This is a genomic window from Amycolatopsis sp. cmx-4-61, from assembly GCF_046548775.1.
Taxonomy (GTDB): domain Bacteria; phylum Actinomycetota; class Actinomycetes; order Mycobacteriales; family Pseudonocardiaceae; genus Amycolatopsis.
In genome coordinates this window covers 43,632-67,466 of the sequence record NZ_JAEBEI010000020.1, presented here as the reverse complement: position 1 = coordinate 67,466, position 23,835 = coordinate 43,632, and the positions used below count along the sequence as shown (strand labels likewise).

30 protein-coding genes are annotated in these 23,835 nt (G+C 70.0%); 24 read left to right on the top strand and 6 right to left on the bottom strand.

All coding sequences use genetic code 11. The features are described 5' to 3' along the window. Positions 1-127: 127 nt before the first annotated feature. Positions 128-1,867, top strand: a complete 1,740-nt coding sequence (locus tag ACLJOU_RS38510; protein WP_410574198.1) for a hypothetical protein — start codon at positions 128-130, stop codon at positions 1,865-1,867. Positions 1,868-1,916: 49 nt separating this feature from the next. Here the strand turns inward: ACLJOU_RS38510 and ACLJOU_RS38505 are convergent, their stop codons facing one another. Beyond that, positions 1,917-2,702, bottom strand: a complete 786-nt coding sequence (locus ACLJOU_RS38505; RefSeq protein ID WP_410574197.1) for a M15 family metallopeptidase — start codon at positions 2,700-2,702, stop codon at positions 1,917-1,919. 47 nt (positions 2,703-2,749) lie between these two features. Next, positions 2,750-3,250, bottom strand: coding sequence for an Lrp/AsnC family transcriptional regulator (locus ACLJOU_RS38500; protein WP_410574196.1), 501 nt, complete (start codon positions 3,248-3,250; stop codon positions 2,750-2,752). 95 nt (positions 3,251-3,345) lie between these two features. On the opposite strand from ACLJOU_RS38500, the gene ACLJOU_RS38495 reads away from it, so the two are divergent. From ACLJOU_RS38495 to ACLJOU_RS38465, 7 genes are all read left to right on the top strand, one after another. Continuing rightward, positions 3,346-4,560 (top strand): MFS transporter, encoded by a 1,215-nt coding sequence (locus ACLJOU_RS38495; RefSeq protein WP_410574195.1) that lies wholly within the window; start codon positions 3,346-3,348, stop codon positions 4,558-4,560. Between the two features lie 61 nt (positions 4,561-4,621). Beyond that, entirely contained in the window at positions 4,622-5,263 is a 642-nt protein-coding gene (locus ACLJOU_RS38490) for a zinc ribbon domain-containing protein (RefSeq protein WP_410574194.1), read from the top strand. Positions 5,264-5,572: 309 nt separating this feature from the next. Beyond that, complete coding sequence (locus tag ACLJOU_RS38485) at positions 5,573-7,420, top strand: hypothetical protein (protein ID WP_410574193.1); 1,848 nt, start codon at positions 5,573-5,575, stop codon at positions 7,418-7,420. A 4-nt stretch (positions 7,421-7,424) separates the two neighbouring features. Beyond that, positions 7,425-9,131 (top strand): hypothetical protein, encoded by a 1,707-nt coding sequence (locus tag ACLJOU_RS38480; RefSeq protein ID WP_410574192.1) that lies wholly within the window; start codon positions 7,425-7,427, stop codon positions 9,129-9,131. Between the two features lie 27 nt (positions 9,132-9,158). After that, complete coding sequence (locus ACLJOU_RS38475; protein WP_410574191.1) at positions 9,159-9,365, top strand: hypothetical protein; 207 nt, start codon at positions 9,159-9,161, stop codon at positions 9,363-9,365. A 12-nt stretch (positions 9,366-9,377) separates the two neighbouring features. Then, a complete protein-coding gene (locus ACLJOU_RS38470) occupies positions 9,378-9,608 on the top strand; it encodes a hypothetical protein (RefSeq protein WP_410574190.1) in 231 nt (76 codons plus the stop codon). A 265-nt stretch (positions 9,609-9,873) separates the two neighbouring features. After that, positions 9,874-10,098 carry a hypothetical protein gene (locus ACLJOU_RS38465; protein ID WP_410574189.1) on the top strand — a complete coding sequence of 75 codons (225 nt, stop codon included), beginning with the start codon at positions 9,874-9,876 and terminating at the stop codon, positions 10,096-10,098. Here ACLJOU_RS38465 and ACLJOU_RS38460 read toward each other — a convergent pair. Genes ACLJOU_RS38460 through ACLJOU_RS38445 form a run of 4 tightly spaced genes read right to left on the bottom strand, consistent with a single transcriptional unit; the run spans position 10,079 to position 12,804 of the window. Next, positions 10,079-10,696, bottom strand: a complete 618-nt coding sequence (locus ACLJOU_RS38460; protein ID WP_410574188.1) for a hypothetical protein — start codon at positions 10,694-10,696, stop codon at positions 10,079-10,081. The genes ACLJOU_RS38465 and ACLJOU_RS38460 overlap by 20 nt on opposite strands. 2 nt (positions 10,697-10,698) lie before the next feature. Beyond that, the gene (locus ACLJOU_RS38455) at positions 10,699-11,925 is read right to left on the bottom strand and encodes a hypothetical protein (protein WP_410574187.1); all 1,227 of its coding nucleotides are present in this window, start codon (positions 11,923-11,925) and stop codon (positions 10,699-10,701) included. A gap of 10 nt (positions 11,926-11,935) precedes the next feature. After that, a complete protein-coding gene (locus ACLJOU_RS38450; protein WP_410574186.1) occupies positions 11,936-12,268 on the bottom strand; it encodes an ESX-1 secretion-associated protein in 333 nt (110 codons plus the stop codon). Beyond that, positions 12,268-12,804 (bottom strand): YbaB/EbfC family nucleoid-associated protein, encoded by a 537-nt coding sequence (locus tag ACLJOU_RS38445; protein ID WP_410574185.1) that lies wholly within the window; start codon positions 12,802-12,804, stop codon positions 12,268-12,270. The genes ACLJOU_RS38450 and ACLJOU_RS38445 overlap by 1 nt, the downstream gene beginning before the upstream one ends. Positions 12,805-12,961: 157 nt before the next feature. Between ACLJOU_RS38445 and ACLJOU_RS38440 the strand changes: the two genes are divergently transcribed. The 16 genes from ACLJOU_RS38440 (at position 12,962) to rpsQ (ending at position 23,779) form a co-directional block, all read left to right on the top strand. Beyond that, positions 12,962-13,117 (top strand): hypothetical protein, encoded by a 156-nt coding sequence (locus ACLJOU_RS38440; RefSeq protein WP_086857727.1) that lies wholly within the window; start codon positions 12,962-12,964, stop codon positions 13,115-13,117. A 506-nt stretch (positions 13,118-13,623) separates the two neighbouring features. Next, positions 13,624-13,998, top strand: coding sequence for a 30S ribosomal protein S12 (rpsL, locus tag ACLJOU_RS38435; protein ID WP_003102113.1), 375 nt, complete (start codon positions 13,624-13,626; stop codon positions 13,996-13,998). Continuing rightward, the gene (rpsG, locus tag ACLJOU_RS38430) at positions 13,998-14,468 is read left to right on the top strand and encodes a 30S ribosomal protein S7 (RefSeq protein WP_003102106.1); all 471 of its coding nucleotides are present in this window, start codon (positions 13,998-14,000) and stop codon (positions 14,466-14,468) included. The genes rpsL and rpsG overlap by 1 nt, the downstream gene beginning before the upstream one ends. Before the next feature lie 75 nt (positions 14,469-14,543). Beyond that, complete coding sequence (gene fusA / locus ACLJOU_RS38425; RefSeq protein ID WP_410574184.1) at positions 14,544-16,643, top strand: elongation factor G; 2,100 nt, start codon at positions 14,544-14,546, stop codon at positions 16,641-16,643. Between the two features lie 129 nt (positions 16,644-16,772). Further along, positions 16,773-17,966, top strand: a complete 1,194-nt coding sequence (gene tuf, locus ACLJOU_RS38420; RefSeq protein ID WP_091304691.1) for an elongation factor Tu — start codon at positions 16,773-16,775, stop codon at positions 17,964-17,966. A gap of 426 nt (positions 17,967-18,392) precedes the next feature. Further along, positions 18,393-18,698, top strand: coding sequence for a 30S ribosomal protein S10 (gene rpsJ / locus ACLJOU_RS38415; protein WP_003102098.1), 306 nt, complete (start codon positions 18,393-18,395; stop codon positions 18,696-18,698). Positions 18,699-18,731: 33 nt separating this feature from the next. Then, positions 18,732-19,388 carry a 50S ribosomal protein L3 gene (gene rplC, locus ACLJOU_RS38410; RefSeq protein ID WP_410574183.1) on the top strand — a complete coding sequence of 219 codons (657 nt, stop codon included), beginning with the start codon at positions 18,732-18,734 and terminating at the stop codon, positions 19,386-19,388. Then, positions 19,385-20,071: a 50S ribosomal protein L4 gene (gene rplD / locus ACLJOU_RS38405; protein ID WP_410574182.1), complete on the top strand. Its 687-nt coding sequence runs from the start codon at positions 19,385-19,387 to the stop codon at positions 20,069-20,071. The genes rplC and rplD overlap by 4 nt, the downstream gene beginning before the upstream one ends. After that, positions 20,068-20,379: a 50S ribosomal protein L23 gene (rplW, locus tag ACLJOU_RS38400; RefSeq protein WP_003102087.1), complete on the top strand. Its 312-nt coding sequence runs from the start codon at positions 20,068-20,070 to the stop codon at positions 20,377-20,379. Before rplD ends, rplW begins: the two co-directional genes overlap by 4 nt. A 15-nt stretch (positions 20,380-20,394) precedes the next feature. Further along, complete coding sequence (gene rplB, locus ACLJOU_RS38395; protein WP_043781934.1) at positions 20,395-21,231, top strand: 50S ribosomal protein L2; 837 nt, start codon at positions 20,395-20,397, stop codon at positions 21,229-21,231. A gap of 18 nt (positions 21,232-21,249) precedes the next feature. Then, a complete protein-coding gene (gene rpsS, locus ACLJOU_RS38390) occupies positions 21,250-21,531 on the top strand; it encodes a 30S ribosomal protein S19 (protein ID WP_003102083.1) in 282 nt (93 codons plus the stop codon). Positions 21,532-21,562: 31 nt separating this feature from the next. Then, positions 21,563-21,994 carry a 50S ribosomal protein L22 gene (gene rplV / locus ACLJOU_RS38385; protein ID WP_410574181.1) on the top strand — a complete coding sequence of 144 codons (432 nt, stop codon included), beginning with the start codon at positions 21,563-21,565 and terminating at the stop codon, positions 21,992-21,994. Beyond that, the gene (gene rpsC, locus ACLJOU_RS38380) at positions 21,994-22,833 is read left to right on the top strand and encodes a 30S ribosomal protein S3 (RefSeq protein ID WP_013222607.1); all 840 of its coding nucleotides are present in this window, start codon (positions 21,994-21,996) and stop codon (positions 22,831-22,833) included. The genes rplV and rpsC overlap by 1 nt, the downstream gene beginning before the upstream one ends. A 3-nt stretch (positions 22,834-22,836) precedes the next feature. Then, a complete protein-coding gene (rplP, locus tag ACLJOU_RS38375) occupies positions 22,837-23,256 on the top strand; it encodes a 50S ribosomal protein L16 (RefSeq protein WP_004558864.1) in 420 nt (139 codons plus the stop codon). After that, positions 23,256-23,504, top strand: a complete 249-nt coding sequence (gene rpmC / locus ACLJOU_RS38370) for a 50S ribosomal protein L29 (protein ID WP_004558865.1) — start codon at positions 23,256-23,258, stop codon at positions 23,502-23,504. Before rplP ends, rpmC begins: the two co-directional genes overlap by 1 nt. Further along, complete coding sequence (rpsQ, locus tag ACLJOU_RS38365; RefSeq protein ID WP_043781942.1) at positions 23,501-23,779, top strand: 30S ribosomal protein S17; 279 nt, start codon at positions 23,501-23,503, stop codon at positions 23,777-23,779. The genes rpmC and rpsQ overlap by 4 nt, the downstream gene beginning before the upstream one ends. Positions 23,780-23,835 lie beyond the last annotated feature (56 nt).

Sequence of the window (23,835 nt, the reverse complement as noted above, 5' to 3'; positions counted from 1 at the left end):
CCGGCGGGGGCCTTTTCGTCGTTTCGCAAATGTCACCCAACCGGCCATCCGTTGTCGCTACAGTAACCCGGTTCACGCGGTTCGGGGGCTTTGCGCGTTTCCAGCGGGTAATCAGGGGTGACTGTTCGTGAACATATCCGGAAAGCCGCGTTCCGTCGCGCGCGCATTCGCCGCGCTGACGGCCGCGGCGCTGTTGACCAGCGTGTTCGCCGGCCCGGCGGCCGCGGACGAGCCGACGCCGACGTCCGAAGCGCCGTCCACAGGGCCGTCGTCCACACAGCCGTCCAATTCGGAGGCACCGGCGCCGAGTTCCACGCAGCCCGAGAACAAGCCGGCGGCGGACCAGCCGCAGGACGACCCCGTGCCGCAGCCGGACCTCGACGTTTCGTTCGACCTCGCCGAGTCGTACCCGACCAATGCGGACGTCCACTTCGCCATCAAGATCCACAACCCGCGCAGTGTGCCGGTCGAGGGTCTGCGGGTCGCCCAGTTCTTCGACAAGCCGGACGACGTCGTGGTCTCCTACATCGACGGGTGGGGCCCGCTCAGCGGGAAGCCCGGCGTGACGCTGCAGCCGGGGGAGACCTTCACGCAGCCGGTCGTCGGGCAGCTCCAGGACATCAGCCAGGACCACGCGAACCTGCGCGGCTTCGTGTTCGACAAGGACGGTCACGGCGTCGCGCCGAGCTTCAACGTGCCGATCAAGCTCGCGAAGACACCCGCGCACCCGACCGGCGTCGTGTACGGCGACGCGAACGGCAACGGCAAGCTCGACGCGGGCGAGGAGCTGACCGGCGTCACGCTCACCCTGCGGTACGGCAACCTCACCTACAAGGCCACGAGCGGCCAGGGCGGCCACTTCGACTTCGGGGAGATCCCGGCGGCCAAGTACTTCCTCGGCGGTGACGTCGTCGACGGCTGGCTGTTCCCGTTCCGGAGTGTCCAGGTCGGCCCGGACACCGAGCTCACCGTCCGCGGCGCGCGGCCGCTGAACGGCGCGCTCACGGCGTCGATGAAGTTCACCCGGGACAGCTACCAGGTGGGCGAACCCGCGCACGTCACGGTGACGCTGACCAACTCCGGGCCGGTCCCGCTCGTCGGCATCGTCGCCGAGTGCAACCGCGTCGGCGACCCCTACATCCTCAGCGGCCGCACCCCCGGCTGGGGCGATCTCGCCGGAGACGGAGTGACGATCGCCGCCGGGGAGACCCGCGTGCTCGACGTCTCCGAGGCCGTTCCGCAGGCCGCGTTCAACCGCGGGATCGTCGTGGCCTCCTGCGACTTCGGCTACCCCGAGGTCGACATCGACAACCACGCGCAAGCCCACGCGCAGGCGGCCGTCCCGGGTGCCAAGGCCGTGGTCGAGGGTGACATCGGCGTCTTCGACGGCCAGGGCCAGGTGAAGCAGGGGCTCGCCGGGGTCAAGGTCGTCCTCGTGTCCGATCAGCACTGCCCGGTCGCCGGTGAGCGGACGACCGACGCGAAGGGCCACTTCGAGTTCCTCGACGTAGCACCCGGTCCCCAGTACCAGCTGTACCTGCTGCCGCCGACGGGCTGGAAGGTGAAGTACGAGAACCCGGTGCGGATCGACGTCTGGGGCCCGCCGGAGAACCACCACGTGTGGCGGATCGACGCCGAGGAAGGTGCCGCACCGGCCCCGGCGGTCCCGGTCAACCCGGCGGACTGCACCGCGGCCACCCCGGCGACGCCGGCTGCGCCCGGCGGCACCGGCGGCGGCCAGAGCGGCGGCTCGGGCCTGGCCAGCACGGGCGTCGACGCGCTCGGCCTCGGTGCGCTCGCCCTGGCCGCCTTCGCACTGGGCGGCGGCCTGCTGTTCGGTGCCCGCCGCCGCCGTCGCGCGGCCTGACGTCCGAAGACGGAGCGCCCCCGGTCCACAGTGGACCGGGGGCGCTTTTTCAGTGCAGGCTGCCGCGGGACACGGGGAAGTCGAAGTAGGTGTCCGGGAACGGTTCGTCGTTCAGCGTGAAGTGCCACCACTCCTCGGGCAGGTTGCGGAAGCCCGCCGCGGTCATCGTGGTGCGCAGGAGGTCGCGGTGCTGCCGCGCGACGCCGGTGATCGCCGGGTTGTCGGTGTGGGCGAGCGGGTCGAAGCAGTCGTAGCCGGTGCCCATGTCGACGGTGTTGTCGGGGAAGCGCTCGTCCCGCGGCGCGAAACACGCCTTGAGCGGCTCGCCGGGGACGTACGGCCGCTGGAACCGCGGCGGGATCCGCACGAGCGTGAGGTCCATGGTGCTGCCGCGGCTGTGCCCGGACTTCTCGGCGATGTACCCGTCGGCGAACAGCCGGTCCTTGGCGACGTTCGGGTAGAACTCCGCTTTCATCTTCTCGTCGGTGAGGTCCTTCGCCCACCGCACGAAGTGGTCGACGGCGCGCTGCGGCCGGTAGCAGTCGTACACCTTGAGCGTGTAGCCCAGCTTGACCAGCCGCGCCTGCGCCTTCCGCAGCCCTTCGGCGGCCGGCCGGGTCAGGATGCACAGCGGCTGCCGGTACCCGTCGATGCGGCGGCCGACGAAGTTGTGCCGCGTGTCGTAGCGGATGTCCTGCAGGATCGTCGGCGCCACGTCGGAGAGCGCGACGAAGGCGCGAGGCGTGCCGGCCTGCGCGGGCGTGGGCACGGCGAGGCCGCCCAGGGCGGCGAGGGTGACGGCGAGGGCACGCACCCGGCGGGTGAAGAACGGCATCCCTCTCGTCTAGCAGCTCGGCCGCGGACGCGCAGCCGCCGTCGGGGTCAGGACCAGCCGTCGGCCTTCGTCGCGCGGAGGAAGTCGTTCGGCGGGCGCTGCACCGGCCGGCCCTCGAACTGCGTCGACAACACCACCGACGACCGCAGCTCGCCGTGCTTGCCCAGCCGTTCCAGCAGGCCCTCGAAGTGCTCGAGCGACGCGGCCCGGATCTTCAGCATCGTGCAGTGGTCGCCGGAGAGCCGGTGGATCTCGACGACCTCCGGGTAGTCTTCGGACTTCGACGTCTTCAGCAGGCAGCTGGCGAGCGCGCACCGCATCTCGACGAACGCCTGCAGCGGCTGGCCCGCCCGCCGCGCGTCGACCTGCGCGCGGTAGCCGGTGATCACGCCGGTCTCTTCGAGCCGCCGGACGCGCTCGGCGACCGCCGGTGCCGACAGGTTGATCCGCCGCCCGAGCTCCTTGAAGGACAGCCGCCCGTCGGCCTGCAGCAGGTCCAGCAGCCGCCAGTCGACGTCGTCCAGCGCCTTTTCCGAACGGAAGGTCATGGCGGGCATTCTCCTTTCGAAGGGGGCGTCGGGCGAGCGAAATCCCGTGCATCGCCGCTTCGGTCCGGACCGCGGAATCCCTAAAGTTGCTGGTCATGGGGACTTCGACGATGACCGGCCGGGCCCGGTCGACGGGGGTGCTGTTCACCGGTGTCGCGCTGCTCAACACGGCCACGGTCGGCCTGGGCACCGCGGCCACGCTGATCGTCGCGGCCGGCAGCGGCGCGGTGTGGAGCGGGCTGCCGAGCGTGGCGAACGTGCTCGGCACCGCGGCGGGCGCGCTCGGCGCCGGGACGCTGGTGCCGCGGCACGGCAGCCGCCGGGTGCTCGCCGGTGGCTACGGCATCGCCGCGGCCGGCGCGCTGGTGGCGTTCGCGGGCGCGCTGGCGACGTCGGTCGTGCCGCTGCTGCTGGGCATCCTGCTGGTCGGCCTGGGCAACGGCGGGGCGCAGCTCTCGCGGTACCTGGCCGCCGACCTGTACCCACCGGACCGCCGGGGCCGCGCGCTCTCGACCGTCGTCTGGGGCGGAACCGTCGGCGCGCTCGCCGGGCCCGCGCTGATGGCCCCGGCGGCCGGTGCCGCGGCCGGCTTCGGCTGGCCGTCGCTGTCCGGCCCGGCCGCGGTGGCGGTCCTGGCCACGGCGGGTGCGGCGCTGGCGGCGGTGTTCCTCCCGCGGCACGTGCCCCCGCGGCGCCAACCGGGCCTCGGGCCCGGGCCGGAGGCTCCGCCACCCGGAACCCCGGACAGCTCGCAGCGACCCCCGGGCACCCGCTTCGTGCGCCCGCTGGTCGCGATGGTCGCCGCGCAGCTCGCGATGGGCGCGGTGATGACCATGACGCCGTTGCAGCTGCAGAGCCACGGGCACGGCCTCGGTGCCGTCGGCTGGGTGTTGAGCGCGCACATGATCGGCATGTTCGCCCTCGCCCCGCTGTCCGGCCGGATCGCCGACCGCTGGGGACCGCGCGTGGCGATCAACGCCGGGCTCGGCGTGCTCGCCCTGGCGACGGCGACCGCGCTCGCGGCCCCGACGGCGCACACGTCCGGCCTGCCGATCGCGCTGTTCCTCCTGGGCTACGGCTGGAACCTCGTGTTCGTCGGCGGCAGCGCGCAGCTGAGCCGCGACCTCGCGCCGGAGACGCGCAGCCGGGTGCAGGGCAGCGTCGACGCGGTCGTCTGGTCGGCGTCCGCCCTGGCCGGGCTGGGTTCCGGCGCGCTGTTCGCCGGCGGCGGGTACGCGCTGGTCGCGGTCGTCGGCGGGGTGCTGGCCCTGCTGCCGCTGGCGTTCTCGGCCGCCCGTGACGGGCGGTAGCCAAGCCGTTGTCGGCAAATCTCTCGTCACCGCGAGGACGGCCGCCCGGCGAAGATGGGCCGTGGCTGACTCTGTGCCCTTCACGGACAACTTCTCGGACCTCTCGAACACGCAGGGGTACCAGTTCGAGTTCCGATGCGAACGCTGCGGAAACGGCTTCCGCTCCGCCTTCCAGCGCGACAACGTCGAGACCGGCCGGAGCGTGCTTCGCGCGGTCGGCTCGTTCTTCGGCGGGACGCTGCGTGACCTGAGCAATTCGGCCGACCAGTGGCGCTACGACCGCGCGACGAACTCCCCGGCCAAGGACAAGGCCCTGGCGGCGGCGGTGCAGGAGATCACCCCGAGCTTCCGCCAGTGCCGCGGCTGCGGCGACTGGATGTGCGAGTCGCAGTGCTGGAACGAGGAGATCGGCCAGTGCCTGCGCTGCTCGCCGAGCGTCGCCGAGGAGATCTCCCGCGCCCAGGCGTCGGCCCAGCGCGACCAGATCTGGGACAGGGCCCGCGAGAAGGACTGGACGTCCGGCCTCGACATCGACACCCGCGCGAAGGTCACGTGCCCGGGCTGCGGCCTGAAAACCGACGGCGGCAAGTTCTGTTCGTCGTGCGGTACGTCCCTCGCGCTGAAGGCCGCCTGCGGTGGCTGCGGGAGCGAAAGCAACAAACCGGGCGCGCTCTTCTGCTCGGACTGCGGCACCAGACTCTGAGCCGAGTTCCCGGCACTCCATAACGAATCCATAACTCGCAGCCCCGGCGTTCAAACGCCGGGGCTGCGCCGTTGTGACCAACCGTGACACCGCCGGTTGGCCTAGCGTTCCGGCTCACCCTTTCGGCGCAGCGAAACGCGTCAAATCGGCCCACTTCGTGGGAGATTAACTCTTTCGAGCCGGTTCCCATTCTTTGATCACGGCTGGACCCTTCGTCCGGTTGGCGCCAATATCCCGTCCTGGTCGGCTGATGTCAGCTTTCCGTTGTGTCCCAACGGTTTCCGTCCGCGATGAAGAACAGGGAGAACCATGCGACCAACTCCGTTGCGCCCGGGCCGGTGGCGAAAGGTGGTGACCGGCGCCGCCGCTTTCGCCCTGGCGGCCGGCGCAGTCACGTACACCGGTTCGGCCACCGGCGCCTACGCCGACGTCCAGACCGTCACCGACGCGAAGACCGCGTCCGACGGCAAGCAGTACTGGGTGCAGAACCACCTGGTCACGAAGGACCTCGCCCGCGGGGAAAGCGGCCCGCGCAAGAAGTGGCTGCTCGTCTGGGCCGGTGACGAGAACATCGCCGACACGCTGGTCAAGGACGTCAAGAACCTGCCCGGCACGCTCGGTGGCGGCCTCAACAAGCTCAAGAACGCCCTGCCCGGCCCGGACTTCCTCGCCGTGATCGACGCGACGCAGGGCTCGCCGACCTACGGCAAGGTCGTCAACACCGCCACCGTCGGCCCGCTGGTCGAGAACGAACCGCACCACATGCAGTACGTGTGGCACAAGGGCGACACCATCTACGCCGGCGCACTGTTCGCTGCGGCGACGTACGCCTTCGACGTCAGCGCGCTGCCGCAGCTCAAGCTCAAGGGCGTCAGCCTGCCGACCAACACGCTCGGCGGGAGCGTCCCGGACGCCTACTGGGTGCTCAAGGACGGCACCGCGTACGGCACGTACATGGGCGGCCCGGTCGTGCCCGGCCCGCACGCCTACGCCGACGGCTCCACGCAGATCGGCAACGGCTTCGCGGGCAGCCCCGGCGAGGTCGTCCACTTCGGACAGAACGCGCAGGTGCTCTCGGAGTCCCCGGCGGCCACGCCGCAGGGCGACAACGCCAAGCTCTGCGACAACCTCCCGCAGCTGGGCAAGCCGACGTGCGCCAACCCGCACGGCATCCAGGCCCGCGAGGACCTGAACACGCTCGTCACCAGCGACTACGCCGAGCCGCGCAACATCATCCTCGACCCGGTGAAGCAGCCGTCGCCGTACCTGCGCCGCCCGACCGTGCGGACCTGGGACATCTCCGACCGCAACCACCCGAGGCTGAAGTCGGTGTCCTACCTGCAGGACGGCCCGCGTGCCGATCCGGCCGACCCGCTGCACGCCGAAAGCCGCGCGGTGATGGAGACGACCGTGACGAACCTGCCCGGCCACAAGGGCGCGTTCGCCCAGACCATGCAGGGCGGTGCGGTGTTCTACACGCCGGACATCACCGCGGCCGAGCCGCACTGGATCGAGGTGTTCGACGACGGCGCCGCCAACAAGGCGATCCACGCGAACAACGACTCGAACGGCGCCGGCTCCAACGGCGGCTGGATCCAGACGAGCCCGGACGACAAGTACCTCTACCGCGCGATCGTCGGGCGGCAGAAGGGCACCCTCTCGGCCGACGACCCCGGCACCACCGGCGGCGTCTACGTGCTCGACATCCGGAAGCTGGTCGACGCCGGCGACCGCATCGAGGACATCGAGGGCCGGGTCGACACGAAGGCGAAGGCGCAGCAGGGTGGGGGCGGCGACCTGCCGACCGTCGTCGGCGCGGCCCCGATCAACCCGGGCACGCCGGGCGCGGGCCCGCACTGGGGCGCCTACGACAACCTCGCGCTCGGCGACGACGGCTTCTACCACGAAACCCCCTCGCCGCAGCACCTCGCGGTGTCGAACTACTTCGTCGCGCGGTCCGGGCTCGACGGTGACCACAAGGTCAACCTGCTGAACCTCGGCCCGGACGGGAAGGTCGCGGTCGACCAGGACTTCCGGGACGAGTTCACCGGCCAGGTCGGCATCAACTTCAACCGCAAGTCCTGGCCGCACGGGGCCTTCGGCAACGCCAAGCCGCACTCCGAGCTGTTCGTGGTCGCGGACGCGGACGTGAGGTAGCCCCATGGACCACCACCACGACCCGGGGACCGGCTCGTCCACAGTGGACGTCCTGGCGCTCGTCCTCCGGCTGGCACTGCTCCTCTCGACGACGTTCCTCGCGGGCGGCGGGCTGCTGCGGCCGCTGGTGGGGGAGCTGACGCGCACGCAGAAGCTCACCCTGTCCGGCCTCGGCGGGCTGTCGGCGCTGCTCGCCGTCGCGTCGGAGTTCGCCGTCGACATCAACGTCGTCGCGCTCGCCGGGCACGTCGTGCTCGCGGTGGCCGTGCCGCTCCTGCTGCGGTGGCCGCGGGCCGGGCGCTGGGCGTCGGTCGCGTTGCTGGCGCTGGTCGTCCTCGAAACCTCGCTCGGCGACACGGGCGTCGGCTTCGCGCTGGACTCGGTGTTCGTCGCCGGGGCGGCCGTCTGGTTCGGCTTCGCGCTGTTCGGTCCGGTGGCGACCTCGGCCGTCCGGCCCGGGCCCCTGGCGATCACCTTCGGCGGGTTGTTCGTCGTCGCCGGGGTGGTGCGGTTCGGGTTGTCCGGGCTCGGGTTCGACCGGCGGCTGGGCACGACGGTCTTCGGGGTCGTGGTGGTGGCCGTGGTGGTCCTGCCGCTGGTGGTGAGCGGGCTCGCGGTGGTGCTGCGGGCCCGCGCCTACCGCCTCGGCGCGGTCGCCGTCGCGCTCGCGTTCGCCGCCTGGAGCGCGCTCGGCGCGATCCCGGCGCCGCCGTCGCTGCCCGTGCCGGGCGTGCCGCTGCTGGCCGACGAGGCCGGGTTCCCGGTGCTGGTCAGCCCGCAGCGGCCGGGGCACAACGTCGTCCACTTCCCGGCGAGTGCGGGCGACGACCTCTCCGTCGGCGTCCGCGGCGGCCTGATCTCCCAGGCCGTCGCGCGTCCCGGCGCCGAAGGCACCTGGGCCGACGTCGACCTCCCGCCCGGCCGCAGCGACGTGGAGATCCACCGCGGGGCCGCGACGGCGGTCGTCGAGGTCGACGCGGGCACCGCGCCCGGCCCGGCGATCCCGGACGCCGACGCGCCGGAATGCGCGTCGGCCGCACTCGGCGGCCTGGTCGCCGGCCGGGCCGCCGTGCTGACGGCGTGCCCGTCCGACGCGCTGGCCCCGGAGGACGGGGGAGCGCTGGTCAAGCTGGTGGAGTTCCTGGCCGGCCGCAAGCCGTCCGCGCTGACGCTGGTGTCGGACGACTCGCCGCGCGGTGTCGCGGCGGCGAAGCTGGTGCGGCGAACCGCGGCGCGGACCGGCTTGGCGGTGCGGCCGGACGCCGGGCCCGACACCGCGCTCGTCGTCGTTTCCGGGTGGAGCGTCGGGTACACCGCGATGACGCGGGCCGCTGAGCTGCAGCGGCTGCACCCCACCCACCAGTACGGGCTCTACCTGGCGCCGTGGCTGCTGAACGGGCCGATCGTCAACGCCGTCGCGAGCGCGTCCCTGCCGCTGCGGTTCGACCCGCGGGAAGCCACCGCGGTCGGGTACGCGGTCGCGGTCGGCAACCGCTTCGGCGGCGAAAGCCCGAGCCCCGGCGGCTTCCGGAACTGGCTCGGCGCGGGCGTGGCCGCGGGCGACGTGCAGATCTTCGCCGCGGCCCAGGTCAACGCCATGCCGATGGACCCCACCGAACCCCACGCCACCGGAATGGTGCTGGACCGCGACTACGCGGGCCAGTGGGTCCCCGACGGAACCATCGTGCCGATCACGTCGGTTCTCCGCTGAAAAACCCTTGGAAGGAAAGGAAAGCGCATGAAGCGTCTTGCTGCCCGCGTGCTGCTGCCGCTCGCCGCGGCCACGGCGTTCACCGGCCTGGCCGGCGGTGTCGCCGGTGCCGACCCGGTTCAGGGCCCGGTCTGGCTCGTCCCCGGCGTCGACCTCGGCAGCGTGCTCGGCCCGCTCGGCCAGCCGGCCGGCCTGCTCGCCCCCGTCTTCGGCCTCCTCACCGCCGTCTCCTGAAAGGTGCCTGCCATGAAGAAGAACCTCGTCCGCGCGGCCGGAGCCGCGGTCCTCGCCGGAGCGGTCCTGTCCGGCGCGGCGGCCCCGGCGCTGGCCGCCGACGCCCCCGGCGTCGTCGTGGTCGACGAGCCGGACACGAGCGGCCTGCACAACATCTGGACGTTCGCCCCGCTCGGCGTCCCGGTGCTCGGCCTGATCCAGTCGATCAACGGCGTGCCCGGCAAGCTCCTGCCTTCGTTCTGATCCCGGCGGCGGCCTCTCCGTGCGAGGGGCCGCCGCCTTTTCCCTGCGAGTCCCCATGAACCGGCACCTGCTGCGCAGGCTCGCCATCGCGCTGATCGCGGTGGTCGGTGCTCGGCCAGGGCAGCGGCGCGGTCGGATGCCGCCTCTCCCTGGCCGGGTGGTGACGGCGCCGAAGCCGGCCCCGGGTGAAGTGGCCGCTTGCACCCGGACGCCTCGGCTGAGCCGCCGTCCGGCGGATCCGAGGCGGGCCGGGCACCATGAACGCATGACGCCCGTCACGAAACGCCTCACGGTGATCGCCGTCGTGCTGATCACCGCGGGCGCCATCCTGCTCTCGGTCGGGGCGATCGGCTTCCGGGCCACGTCCGACCAGCCGGACGCCAACATCGGCGCGGGATTCGCGCTCCTCGCCGGGCCCTACGTGGTCGGCCTCGGCGTGGTGTTCGCGTTGTCGGCGGGCCTGACCCACCTCACGACGCGCCGCCGCTGACGTTCCACAGCGTCGCGGGCAGGTGATCGGCCAGCTCGGCGAGGTACCGGGCCTCGGCGACGACGTTCTCCCGCGTCGCGCAGCCCGGACCCCAGGTCCGCGCCGACCCGTTCTCGACGACCACCGCCCGCTGCCCGAACCGCGGGTTCGCGGCCAGCCACCGCGCCAGCTCGGCGTCGAGGGCGGAGTCCGGCGGGAGCGTCGGCATCGACACCGGCCGGCCCGGGACGATCCGCAGCTCGGGGCCCGGCGGCACGCGCACCTGCGTGACGTGCAGGTCCCGGAAGTGGACGTGGTCGTCGACGTGCCGGTAGGACTCCCGCGTGTCGATCGCGAGCACCGGCCGGTCGCCGAGGCGGAACTCGACCCAGGGATCGCTCGGCGCGCCGGTCAGCGGTCGCCCGGTGGGGTGAACCACGCCGAAAGTGGGGGAGCCGCCGCCGTCGCCGCTGCCGGACGTGCCGCCGTGCTCGGCCGCGAACGCCCCGAACCAGTGCCCTGCACGGCCGGCGGCGGCCCGCCGCTGCGACCGCCACCAGATCGCGGCGGCCACCGCGGCCACGACCACCAGGACGCCGATGGTGAAGAGCGTCTGCATCGTCAGAAGTCCAGGTCCTCGCGCGTCTCTTCGACGGACTGGTCGCGGCCCGTCCCGTCGTAGTCGCTCGCCTTCTTCGCGTTCTTCACGTGGCCGGTGAGCTTGCCGAGGTGGTCGTTCACCGTCTTGGCCGGGTTGTCGCCCGGGTCGCCCGGCTGGTAGCCGAGCACGCCCTTGACCGCGGCTTCGCCACCTTTCTTCAGCGCCTCGGTGGCGCCGGCCTTCAGCATCGTCTTCCGGTAGTCGACCTTGCCCGCGGCGTCGAGGACCGGGTTCTCGAACGCCTTCGCCCAGCGCTTGCCGATCAGGCCCTGGTCGCCGACGGCCTTCTGGAGGAGGTCCTTGCCCTCGTTCTCCTCCGCGATCTTCGTCAGCGACTTGCCCAGCGTCGTCGAGGCGAACTTCTGCTGCAGCTTCCGGAGCCAGCCGAGCACCTTCTGCAGCAGCTCGCGGAGCTTGTTCACCTTCTGGGTGGTCTTCGCGGTCGTCTGCGCGGCCTTGACCTCGGTGACCGGCGCGGCGGCGGACAGCGAGGCCCCGCAGGTCGGCACCGCGGCGGCCAGCGCCGGCACCCACAGCAGGATCAGCCACGTGACGAACTCGGTGAGGATGGCCTTGACCAGGTCCTCGGCGAAGCTCATCAGCATGCTGTTCAGCTGCAGCATCCGGGCCAGGTCGCCGGACCGGCCCGCCACGCCCTCGATGCCGTGCGCGAACTCGCCGAGAGCCGCCTTCGCCGCGTTGCTCGCGTCGCCCTCCCATCCCTTCAGCGACTCGTCGGCGACTTCGGCGAAGTTCTTCGCCAGCTGGTCGAGCCCGGTGGCGATCGCCCCGAAGTTCTCCGCCGCGACGCTCAGCGCGGGTCCGTCGCCGCTGACGAAGTGGATCGCGTCCTGGATCGGCTGGACGGCGTTGACCAGGAAGTTCAGCCCCTGCCCGACCAGCCAGCCGAGCGGGTCGGTCGCGATGTCGGTGATGGTGCTCGAGCTCGACTGGATGAAGCTCGCCGTGTCGGTGGCGATCGTGCCGAGGGCGAGGGTGATGTCCGCGCCGTCGGGGTGGGGCGCGAAGACCGCCTTCGTCACCGAGACCGCGTCCGTGCCGACGGTGACGGCGCTGCCCGCGAACGGCGTCGCCTTGACCGCGTTGCCGACGTTGACGCCGAGCACGGTCTTCGGATCTTCGGACTCGACGGTGATCCCGCCCGCGACGTCTTCGACCTCGGCCATGCGTTCCCCCTCAGTGCTTTCCCGGGCCGTCGAGCAGCGTCTCGACCTGGCCGAAGAAGGTCTTGTGGTCGTCTTCGACGCCTTGGTAGACGTTCGCCGCGTCGGTCAGCTTCGCCTGCGCCGAGGCCAGCCCGTCCGCGATCGACGCGAGCAGGGACTGCAGCTCGCGCAGGGTGTCGTCGTAGCCGCCTTTCGTGAAGACGCCGACCACGCCCCAGGACTTGCCGCCGACGTCGGATCGCGCCACCTGCTCGGTGATCTTCGCGCCCTGCTCGCGGTACTTGCCCAGGTCACCGACGTACTTGTGCAGTGCGTCGACCTCGACGCGGTAACCGCCGCCCATCAGTCCTCCTCGTCGAACAGGGAGCGCAGGAAGCGGTCACCCGGCGACGGGCCCGCCGCGGGCGGCGCCGGTGGCGGGCCGGCCGGGCGCAGCACTCGCTGCTCCGAGAAGTCCTCGGCCTGCGGCTGGTCTCCCGGCAGCTTCGACCGCAGTTCCTCGACGGTGGTTCCGAACGCCGCGGCCTGGGTTTCCAGGACCTGTTCGACCAGGCCGAGGTCGTCGCCCAGGTGTTCCTCGACCAGCACGGCCTGCCGCCGGGCCGCCTCGCCGACGGCCTCCCGCAGGGTGGCGAGCAGGGTGGCCGAAAGGGCCTGCGGGCCCTTGGCGAGCGCGGCTTCGGTGAACCGGACGTCCAGGACGGCCCCGCCCGGCCCGGTGACGACGGTGACACCCCCGTCCGGCGACGCGGCGCTCGCCCGCAGCGCGGCCAGCTGCTGCTGCATCGCGCCGAGCCCGGCGAACCGCTCGTCGGCCGTGCGGATCCCCGCCCGGAACCGCTCGAACTCGGCCACCAGGTGCTCGAACTCGCCCGACATGCCCGCCTCTTTCGCCTCGTGGTGCACCCATCGTGATCCCCCGACCGCACTGTGACGCACGGAACGGCCGATCCGATCCCACTGCATCACCCGACCGGGTAATGGGTAGGTTTTCGGCGGAGAGGGAAGCAGGGGGACCAAGCGCGAGGAGTGTGTGATGACCAGCACCGAAGGGGCCGGACGGCCCGACGAAGAACCGAAGTCGACGGGCAGCCACGCGGCCCCGGAGGGTGCGGGCGTGCACCCCCTGATCGACCTGTCCCGGGACCCGAACCCGGGCAAGCCGGACCACGCGAAGCCGGACGAGGACTGAGACAGAAGGAGCCCGCGGGGGCCGTGATGGCCCGCCGCGGCGGGGGCGGCCGCTCGGTGACCACCGAGCTGCTCGCCCGGCCAAGCCTCGACCCCGCAACGGGAATGCGTCACCACGGCCGGGCGTTGATAACTCTGCCGACTCCGGCGACCGGCGCACCGGGCCCGCCTCGGAAGTCGCCGACCCGAGGCGTGGGAATGTCCCGCAGCCCGGGGGCGTTGAGAGGTACGCTGGAGGTTCGCCGACCTACAGACCCCCCGCCGCGTTCCTCCCGGACCCGGGCGGGTATCTTTGGAGACCGTGCCCGGCATGCGTCGGGCCGCTCCGCGTGCCGTGCGCATGGGCGGGGTGCTCAGGCACCCGGTCACCGGCTTCGGCAGGTCGGGGTTCCGACGGAAATCCCTCCGGGAAGTTACCGGTCGCGAGACCGTGACGCGGGCCGACACGCCCGACCGCGGGGGCCGGTGAAGACACGAAGAAGCAGATCACGACAGGAAGCTGGTCCATTGCCCACGATCCAGCAGCTGGTCCGCAAGGGCCGCCAGGACAAGGCTGCCAAGCAGAAGACGGCGGCCCTCAAGGGGAGCCCGCAGCGGCGTGGCGTGTGCACCCGCGTGTACACCACGACCCCCAAGAAGCCGAACTCGGCGCTGCGCAAGGTCGCGCGTGTGAAGCTGACCAGCGGCATCGAGGTCACCGCCTACATCCCCGGTGAGGGCCACAACCTCCAGGAGCACTCGATGGTGCTCGTGCGCGGTGGTCGTGTGAAGGACCTTCCGGGTGTCCGTTACAAGATCATCCGCGGTTCGCTCGACACCCAGGGTGTCAAGAACCGCAAGCAGGCGCGCAGCCGGTACGGCGCGAAGAAGGAGAAGAGCTAATGCCCCGCAAGGGTCCGGCCCCGAAGCGGCCGCTGATCTCCGACCCCGTCTACGCCTCCCCACTGGTCACCCAGCTGGTGAACAAGGTGCTGAAGGACGGGAAGCGGTCCCTGGCCGAGCGCATCGTGTACGGCGCGCTCGAAGGCGCTCGCGAGAAGACCGGCACTGACCCGGTCGTCACGCTGAAGCGCGCCCTCGACAACGTGAAGCCCACCATCGAGGTGAAGAGCCGCCGCGTCGGTGGTGCCACCTACCAGGTGCCGATCGAGGTCAAGCCGGGCCGCTCCACCACGCTGGCGCTGCGCTGGCTGGTCTCCTTCTCGCAGGCCCGCCGCGAGAAGACGATGATCGAGCGCCTGCAGAACGAACTGCTGGACGCTTCCAACGGCCTCGGTGCCTCGGTGAAGCGTCGCGAAGACACGCACAAGATGGCCGAGTCCAACCGGGCCTTCGCGCACTACCGCTGGTAAGTAGTTCGGCATCGCCGCCCGTCCTTATGGGCCAGCCATGCCGGGCCCCAAGCTTGAGAACAGGGGAACACTCTCGTGGCACGTGAAGTGCTGACCGACCTGAACAAGGTCCGCAACATCGGCATCATGGCCCACATCGACGCCGGCAAGACGACGACCACCGAGCGGATCCTGTTCTACACCGGGGTCAACTACAAGATCGGTGAAGTCCACGACGGCGCCGCCACCATGGACTGGATGGAGGAGGAGCAGAAGCGGGGTATCACCATCACCTCGGCTGCCACCACCACCTTCTGGGACGACCACCAGATCAACCTGATCGACACCCCCGGGCACGTCGACTTCACCGTCGAGGTGGAGCGCAACCTGCGGGTGCTCGACGGCGCGGTCGCCGTCTTCGACGGCAAGGAAGGTGTCGAGCCGCAGTCCGAGCAGGTCTGGCGGCAGGCGGACAAGTACGACGTCCCGCGCATCTGCTTCGTCAACAAGATGGACAAGCTGGGTGCGGACTTCTACTACACCCTGCGCACCATCGAGGAGCGCCTCGGCGTCAAGCCGCTGGCGATCCAGCTGCCCATCGGCGCCGAGAACGACTTCGAAGGCGTCGTCGACCTGGTCCGGATGAAGGCCCTGGTCTGGCGCGGCGAGGTGCAGAAGGGCGAGGACTACACCGTCGAGGAGATCCCGGCCGACCTGGCCGACCGGGCCGCGGAGTACCGCGAGAAGCTGGTCGAGACCGTCGCCGAGACCGACGACTCCCTGATGGAGAAGTTCCTCGAGGGCGAAGAGCTGTCCGAGGCCGAGATCAAGTCCGGCATCCGCAAGCTCGTCATCACCCGGGCGGCGTTCCCGGTGCTGGCCGGTTCCGCGTTCAAGAACAAGGGCGTGCAGCCCATGCTCGACGCGGTGATCGACTACCTGCCGTCGCCGCTGGACGTCCCGGCCGTCGAGGGCCTGCTGCCCGACGGCGAGACCACGGCGACCCGCAAGGCGTCGGTCGACGAGCCGTTCGCCGCGCTCGCGTTCAAGATCGCCGCGCACCCGTTCTTCGGCAAGCTGACCTACATCCGGGTGTACTCGGGCAAGGTCGCTTCCGGCGCGCAGGTCATCAACGCGACCAAGGAGCGCAAGGAGCGCATCGGGAAGATCTTCCAGATGCACTCCAACAAGGAGAACCCGGTCGACGACGCCCAGGTCGGCCACATCTACGCGGTCATCGGGCTGAAGGACACCACCACGGGTGACACCCTGGCGGACCCGCAGAACCCGATCGTGCTGGAGTCGATGACGTTCCCCGAGCCGGTCATCCGGGTCGCGATCGAACCGAAGACGAAGGCCGACCAGGAGAAGCTGTCCCTGGCGATCCAGAAGCTGGCCGAAGAGGACCCGACGTTCCAGGTGAAGCTGGACGAGGACACCGGCCAGACGATCATCGCGGGCATGGGCGAGCTGCACCTCGAGGTGCTGGTGAACCGGATGAAGTCCGACTACAAGGTCGAGGCCAACATCGGCAAGCCGCAGGTCGCCTACCGTGAGACGATCAAGAAGACGGTCGACAAGCTCGACTACGTCCACAAGAAGCAGACCGGTGGTTCCGGCCAGTTCGCGAAGGTCATCGTGAAGCTGGAGCCGCTCGAGCGCACCGACGGCGCGCTCTACGAGTTCGACAACAAGGTGACCGGTGGTCGCGTGCCGCGGGAGTACATCCCGTCGGTGGACGCGGGCGCGCAGGACGCGATGCAGTACGGCGTCCTGGCCGGCTACCCGCTCGTCGGGTTGAAGTTCACCCTGTTGGACGGTGCGTACCACGAGGTCGACTCTTCGGAGATGGCGTTCAAGATCGCCGGTTCCATGGCGATGAAGGAAGCCGCGAAGAAGGCCGGCCCGGTGATCCTGGAGCCGATGATGGCGGTCGAGGTGACCACGCCCGAGGACTACATGGGTGACGTCATCGGTGACCTCAACTCCCGCCGTGGTCAGATCCAGGCCATGGAGGAGCGGTCCGGTACCCGCGTCGTGAAGGCGCTGGTCCCGCTGTCGGAGATGTTCGGCTACGTCGGCGACCTGCGGTCCCGCACCCAGGGCCGGGCGAACTACTCCATGGTGTTCGACTCCTACGCCGAGGTTCCCGCGAACGTCGCGAAGGAAATCATCGCGAAGGCGACGGGGGAGTAACTCCCCCAGCGCTCGCGGGCATTAAGGGACTCTCCTGAACGTCCGCAGCACCGACGAAGGAACAATCGTGGGGCGGCAGCCACGCCGCCCCACGAGCACAAAGCGAAATCAGTCCAGGAGGACATTCCAGTGGCGAAGGCGAAATTCGAGCGGACCAAGCCGCACGTCAACATCGGCACCATCGGTCACGTTGACCACGGCAAGACGACTCTGACCGCGGCCATCACCAAGGTGCTGCACGACAAGTACCCGGAGCTGAACGAGTCGCGGGCGTTCGACCAGATCGACAACGCGCCGGAAGAGAAGCAGCGCGGCATCACGATCAACATCTCGCACGTCGAGTACCAGACCGAGAAGCGTCACTACGCGCACGTGGACGCCCCCGGTCACGCGGACTACATCAAGAACATGATCACCGGTGCCGCCCAGATGGACGGCGCGATCCTGGTCGTGGCCGCCACCGACGGCCCGATGCCGCAGACCCGTGAGCACGTGCTGCTCGCCCGCCAGGTCGGCGTGCCCTACATCGTGGTCGCGCTGAACAAGGCCGACATGGTCGACGACGAGGAGATCCTCGAGCTCGTCGAGCTGGAGGTCCGCGAGCTGCTGTCCTCGCAGGAGTTCCCGGGCGACGACGCGCCGGTCGTGCGCGTGTCCGGCCTCAAGGCTCTCGAGGGCGACGAGAAGTGGTCCGAGGCCGTTCTCGAGCTGATGACCGCCGTCGACGACAACGTGCCGGACCCGGTGCGTGAGCTCGACAAGCCGTTCCTGATGCCGATCGAGGACGTCTTCACCATCACCGGTCGTGGCACCGTGGTGACCGGTCGCGTCGAGCGCGGCCAGATCAACGTCAACGAAGAGGTCGAGATCGTGGGTATCCGCGAGAAGTCGACCAAGACCACCGTCACCGGTGTCGAGATGTTCCGCAAGCTGCTCGACTCGGGCCAGGCGGGCGACAACGTCGGCCTGCTGGTCCGCGGTATCAAGCGCGAGGACGTCGAGCGCGGCCAGGTCGTCGTGAAGCCGGGCACCACCACCCCGCACACCGACTTCGAGGGCCGGGTCTACATCCTGTCGAAGGACGAGGGTGGCCGTCACACCCCGTTCTTCAACAACTACCGCCCGCAGTTCTACTTCCGCACCACCGACGTGACCGGCGTCGTGACCCTCCCCGAGGGCACCGAGATGGTCATGCCGGGCGACAACACCGACATCTCGGTCCAGCTGATCCAGCCGGTCGCGATGGACGAGGGTCTGCGCTTCGCCATCCGCGAGGGTGGCCGGACCGTCGGCGCGGGCCAGGTTACGAAGATCATCAAGTGACGTAGGCGCCCTGCGCCCGGGTAATACACCCCCGGGTGCAGGGCGTCAACTCACGTGTGCGACACTATTTTGGTTGCTCGTCCTGGGGCGGCCGATCCTTCGGGTTTCCGACGACAGGGTCCGGCCGCTCCGGTGCGAGTGGCCACGGTCCGCCGAGCTCTTCCTTCGGGTTGCAGGCGAGCGGGCAACGGCAGTGAGACGACAGTGCTTGCAAAAGCGGTGCCGGCTCGAAGCCTCCTCACGTTGAGGAAGACCAGGCAAGACGACGATCCCGCGGGATCCGTCTGTGCGTCGGGCGCGACACGCCCGACCGCGTGGACCGGGGACAGGGCCGTTGAACTGCGGAAACCCATGGTCTGGTGGCTAGCTACACCGGCCGGGGTTTGTGAGATAGCGGCACGAGACGACAAGGAACGAGCAGCCACCATGGCGGGACAGAAGATCCGCATCCGGCTCAAGGCCTACGACCACGAGGCGATCGACACCTCGGCGCGCAAGATCGTGGAGACGGTCACGCGCACCGGCGCCCGTGTTGTCGGGCCGGTGCCGCTGCCCACCGAGAAGAACGTTTACTGCGTCATCCGCTCGCCGCACAAGTACAAGGACTCGCGCGAGCACTTCGAGATGCGCACGCACAAGCGTCTGATCGACATCCTCGACCCGACGCCGAAGACGGTCGACGCGCTCATGCGCATCGACCTCCCGGCGAGCGTCGACGTCAACATCCAGTAGTAGCGGCGGGCGAGCGGCGGAGATAAGAGACTCATGTCTGACAGGCAGATGAAGGGCATCCTGGGCACCAAGCTCGGCATGACCCAGGTCTTCGACGAACAGAACCGGGTTGTCCCGGTGACCGTCGTCAAGGCCGGTCCGAACGTGGTCACCCAGGTTCGGACCCAGGACAAGGACGGCTACAAGGCCGTGCAGCTGGCGTTCGGCGCGGTCGACCCGCGCAAGGTGAACAAGCCGCGCACCGGCCACTTCGACAAGGCGGGCGTGACCCCGCGGCGGTTCCTCGCCGAGCTGCGCACCACCGACGCCGAGACCTACGAGGTCGGCCAGGAGATCACCGCCGAGGTGTTCGCCGCCGGCGTCGAGGTCGACGTGACCGGGACCAGCAAGGGCAAGGGCTACGCGGGTGTCATGAAGCGCCACGGCTTCAAGGGCCAGGGCGCGAGCCACGGTGCCCAGGCCGTGCACCGCAAGCCGGGTTCCATCGGTGGCTGCGCCACCCCCGGCCGCGTCTTCAAGGGCCTGCGCATGGCGGGCCGGATGGGCAACGACCGGGTCACCACGCAGAACCTGACCGTGCACGCGGTGCGTGCCGAGGACGGCCTGCTGCTGATCAAGGGCGCTGTGCCCGGTCCCAAGGGCGGCGTGCTGTTCGTTCGCAGCGCCGCGAAGGGTGGTAACTCCGAATGACAAGCGTCGAGCTGAAGACCCCGGCCGGTAAAGCCGACGGCACCGTGGACCTCCCCGAGGAGATCTTCGACGTGCAGGCCAATGTCGCGCTGATGCACCAGGTGGTGGTGGCCCAGCAGGCCGCCGCGCGCCAGGGCACGCACGACACGAAGACCCGTGGTGAGGTTTCCGGTGGCGGCAAGAAGCCGTACCGGCAGAAGGGCACCGGCCGTGCCCGCCAGGGTTCGACCCGCGCGCCGCAGTTCGCCGGTGGTGGCGTCGTCCACGGCCCCACGCCGCGTGACTACTCGCAGCGGACCCCGAAGAAGATGAAGGCCGCCGCCCTGCGTGGCGCCCTCTCCGACCGGGCCCGCGCCGGCCAGCTGCACATCGTCACCGAGCTGGTGACCGGTGAGAAGCCGTCGACCAAGGCCGCCAAGACCGCCCTCGCCGCCGTGACGCAGGCGAGGCGCGTGCTCGTGGTGCTGGACCGGGCCGACGAGCTGAGCTGGGTTTCCCTGCGGAACCTGCCCGAGGTGCACATCCTCTGGGCCGACCAGCTCAACACCTACGACGTGTTGGTCAACGACGACGTCGTGTTCACCAAGGCCGCGTACGACGTGTTCGTCGCCGGCCCCGCCCGCGGCAAGGCCAAGGCCTCCGCGCGGTCGGGCGAGGTCACGGAAGGGAGTGACGAGAAGTGAGTTCGGTCGCCATTCCGGACCCCCGCGACATCCTGCTCGCGCCGGTCATCTCCGAGAAGTCCTACGGGCTGCTCGAGGACCACAAGTACACGTTCATCGTCCGCCCGGACGCCAACAAGACCCAGATCAAGATCGCGGTCGAAAAGGTGTTCGGCGTCAAGGTGGTCAGCGTCAACACGGCCAACCGCCAGGGCAAGCGGAAGCGGACTCGCGCCGGCTTCGGCAAGCGCAAGGACACCAAGCGCGCCATCGTGACTCTTTCGCCCGAAAGCAAGGCGATCGAGATCTTCGGCGGACCCACCGCGTAAAGGACTGAGCTGACAATGGGCATCCGCAAGTACAAGCCGACGACCCCCGGTCGTCGCGGTTCGAGCGTCTCGGACTTCGCCGAGATCACCCGCTCCACCCCGGAGAAGTCGCTGCTTCGTCCGCTGAGCGGTTCGGGCGGTCGCAACTCGTCCGGCAAGATCACCACCCGGCACAAGGGTGGCGGCCACAAGCGCGCCTACCGCGTCATCGACTTCCGTCGCAATGACAAGGACGGCATCCCCGCCAAGGTCGCGCACATCGAGTACGACCCCAACCGGTCCGCTCGCATCGCGCTGCTGCACTACGCCGACGGCGAGAAGCGCTACATCATCGCGCCGGAGAAGCTGAAGCAGGGCGACACCGTCGAGAACGGCCCCCGGGCCGACATCAAGCCGGGCAACAACCTGCCGCTCCGCAACATCCCGGTCGGCACCGTGATCCACGCGATCGAGCTCCGCCCCGGCGGCGGCGCGAAGATGGCGCGGTCCGCGGGCGCGAAGGTGCAGCTCGTCGCCAAGGACGGCCCGTACGCCCAGCTGCGTCTCCCCTCGGGCGAGATCCGCAACGTGGACGTGCGCAACCGCGCCACGGTCGGCGAGGTCGGCAACTCCGACCACGCCAACATCAACTGGGGCAAGGCCGGCCGCAACCGCTGGCGCGGCAAGCGCCCCACGGTCCGTGGTGTCGTCATGAACCCGGTCGACCACCCGCACGGTGGTGGCGAGGGCAAGACGTCCGGTGGTCGTCACCCCGTCAACCCGAACGGTAAGCCCGAGGGCCGCACGCGTCGCCGCAAGGCGTCCGACGCCCTCATCGTCCGCCGCCGGCGTACCGGCAAGAACAAGCGCTGAGCAGGGAGGTAGAACAACATGCCACGTAGCCTCAAGAAGGGCCCGTTCGTGGACGACCACCTGCTCAAGAAGGTGGACGCGCTGAACGAATCGGGCAAGAAGACGGTCATCAAGACCTGGTCGCGCCGCTCGACGATCATCCCGGACTTCCTGGGTCACACGATCGCCGTGCACGACGGCCGCAAGCACGTCCCGGTGTTCGTCACCGAGGCCATGGTGGGTCACAAGCTGGGCGAGTTCGCCCCGACGCGGACCTTCAAGGGCCACATCAAGGACGACCGCAAGTCGCGCCGCCGCTGAGCGGGCACGAAACAAGACAAGGGAAGTAGCGATGAACGCCCAGAACGACGCGACGGTCGAGGCCCTGCCTACGGCTTACGCGCGGGCTCGCTTCGTCCGGGACTCGCCGACCAAGGTGCGCCGGGTGATCGAGCTCATCAAGGGACGTAGCGCCGCCGACGCCTTGGCCGTGCTCCGGTTCGCCCCCCAGGCGGCCAGCGAGCCGGTCGCGAAGGTGCTCGCCAGCGCCGTGGCCAACGCCGAGAACAACCTTCAGCTGGACCCGGAGACGCTCTGGGTCAAGAACGCCTACGCCGACGAGGGCCCCACCCTCAAGCGCATCCGCCCGCGGGCCCAGGGCCGCGCGTACCGGATCCGCAAGCGGACCAGCCACATCACCGTCGAGGTGGAGTCGCGTCCGGTCGTCGCGCAGAAGGCCGGCGCGCAGAAGGCTCAGAGCAAGAAGAAGGCAGGTGGCCGGTAGTGGGCCAGAAGATCAACCCGCACGGCTTCCGCCTGGGTATCACCACGGACTGGAAGTCGCGCTGGTACGCCGACAAGCAGTACGCCGAGTACGTGGCCGAGGACGTCAAGATCCGCAAGCTCCTCGCCACCGGCATGGAGCGCGCGGGCATCTCCAAGGTCGAGATCGAGCGCACCCGTGACCGCGTCCGCGTGGACATCCACACCGCCCGGCCGGGCATCGTCATCGGCCGCCGCGGCGCGGAGGCCGACCGGATCCGCGGCGCGCTGGAGAAGCTGACCAAGAAGCAGGTCCAGCTGAACATCCTCGAGGTCAAGAACCCCGAGGCCGACGCCCAGCTGGTCGCCCAGGCGGTCGCGGAGCAGCTCTCCAACCGCGTGGCGTTCCGCCGCGCGATGCGGAAGGCGATCCAGACCTCCATGCGCTCGCCGCAGGTCAAGGGCATCCGCGTGCAGTGCGGCGGTCGTCTCGGCGGTGCCGAGATGTCCCGCTCCGAGCACTACCGCGATGGCCGCGTCCCGCTGCACACGCTGCGCGCCGACATCGACTACGGCTTCTTCGAGGCCAAGACGACGTTCGGTCGCATCGGCGTCAAGGTGTGGATCTACAAGGGTGAGCTCGTCGGTGGCCTGAAGGCCCGCGAGGCCCGCGACGCCGCCGAGCGCGCGCCGCGCGGTGGTCGCGACCGCGACCGCAGCGACCGGCCGTCCCGCCCGCGTCGTTCCGGCGCCTCGGGCACGACCGCCACCTCGACCGAAGCCGGTCGTGCGGCCGCCGCCGCCACGACCGAGGCCCCGGCGGCCCCGGCCACCGAGACCGCAGAAAAGACGGAGGGCTGAGACGTGCTCATCCCGCGCAGGGTCAAGCACCGGAAGCAGCACTCCCCGAAGCGCCACGGCGCCGCCAAGGGTGGCACGAAGGTCAGCTTCGGCGAGTACGGCATCCAGGCGCTTGAGCACAGCTACGTGACGAACCGGCAGATCGAGTCCGCTCGTATCGCCATGACCCGTCACATCAAGCGTGGTGGCAAGGTGTGGACGACCATCTACCCGGACCGCCCGCTGACCAAGAAGCCGGCCGAAACCCGCATGGGTTCCGGTAAGGGTTCGCCGGAGTGGTGGATCGCGAACGTGAAGCCGGGCCGTGTGATGTTCGAGATCTCGTTCCCGAACGAGGAGACGGCTCGCGAGGCGCTGCGCCGCGCGATCCACAAGCTGCCCATGAAGTGCCGCATCGTGACCCGTGAAGGTGGTGAGTTCTGATGGCGAAGGCAGGTGCCGCCCAGGCATCGGAGCTGCGTGAGCTCACCGCGGAAGAGCTCGTCCTGCGTCTGAAGGAATACAAGGAGGAGCTGTTCAACCTCCGCTTCCAGATGGCGACCGGGCAGCTCGACAACAACCGCCGTCTGCGCACCGTCCGTACGGACATCGCGCGGATCTACACGGTCATGCGCGAGCGCGAACTCGGCCTGTCCGTTGCCCCCGACGCCGAGAGTGAAGGTGCCGCATGAGCGAGCCCACCACCGAGACGCCGGCCCGGAACGACCGCAAGGTCCGCGAGGGCTACGTCGTCTCGGACAAGATGAACAAGACGATCGTGGTCGAGCTCGAGGACCGCAAGAAGCACCCCCGCTACTCGAAGGTCGTCCGGTCCACCTCCAAGGTGAAGGTGCACGACGAGAACAACGAGGCGGGCGTGGGCGACCGGGTCACCCTGATGGAGACCCGCCCGCTGTCGGCGACGAAGCGGTGGCGCCTGGTGCAGATCGTGGAGAAGGCCAAGTAAGCAGGGCTCGTTAAGAGTTCTTAGTTCCGCAAGGCTCGCGGACTGTGACTCGTCAC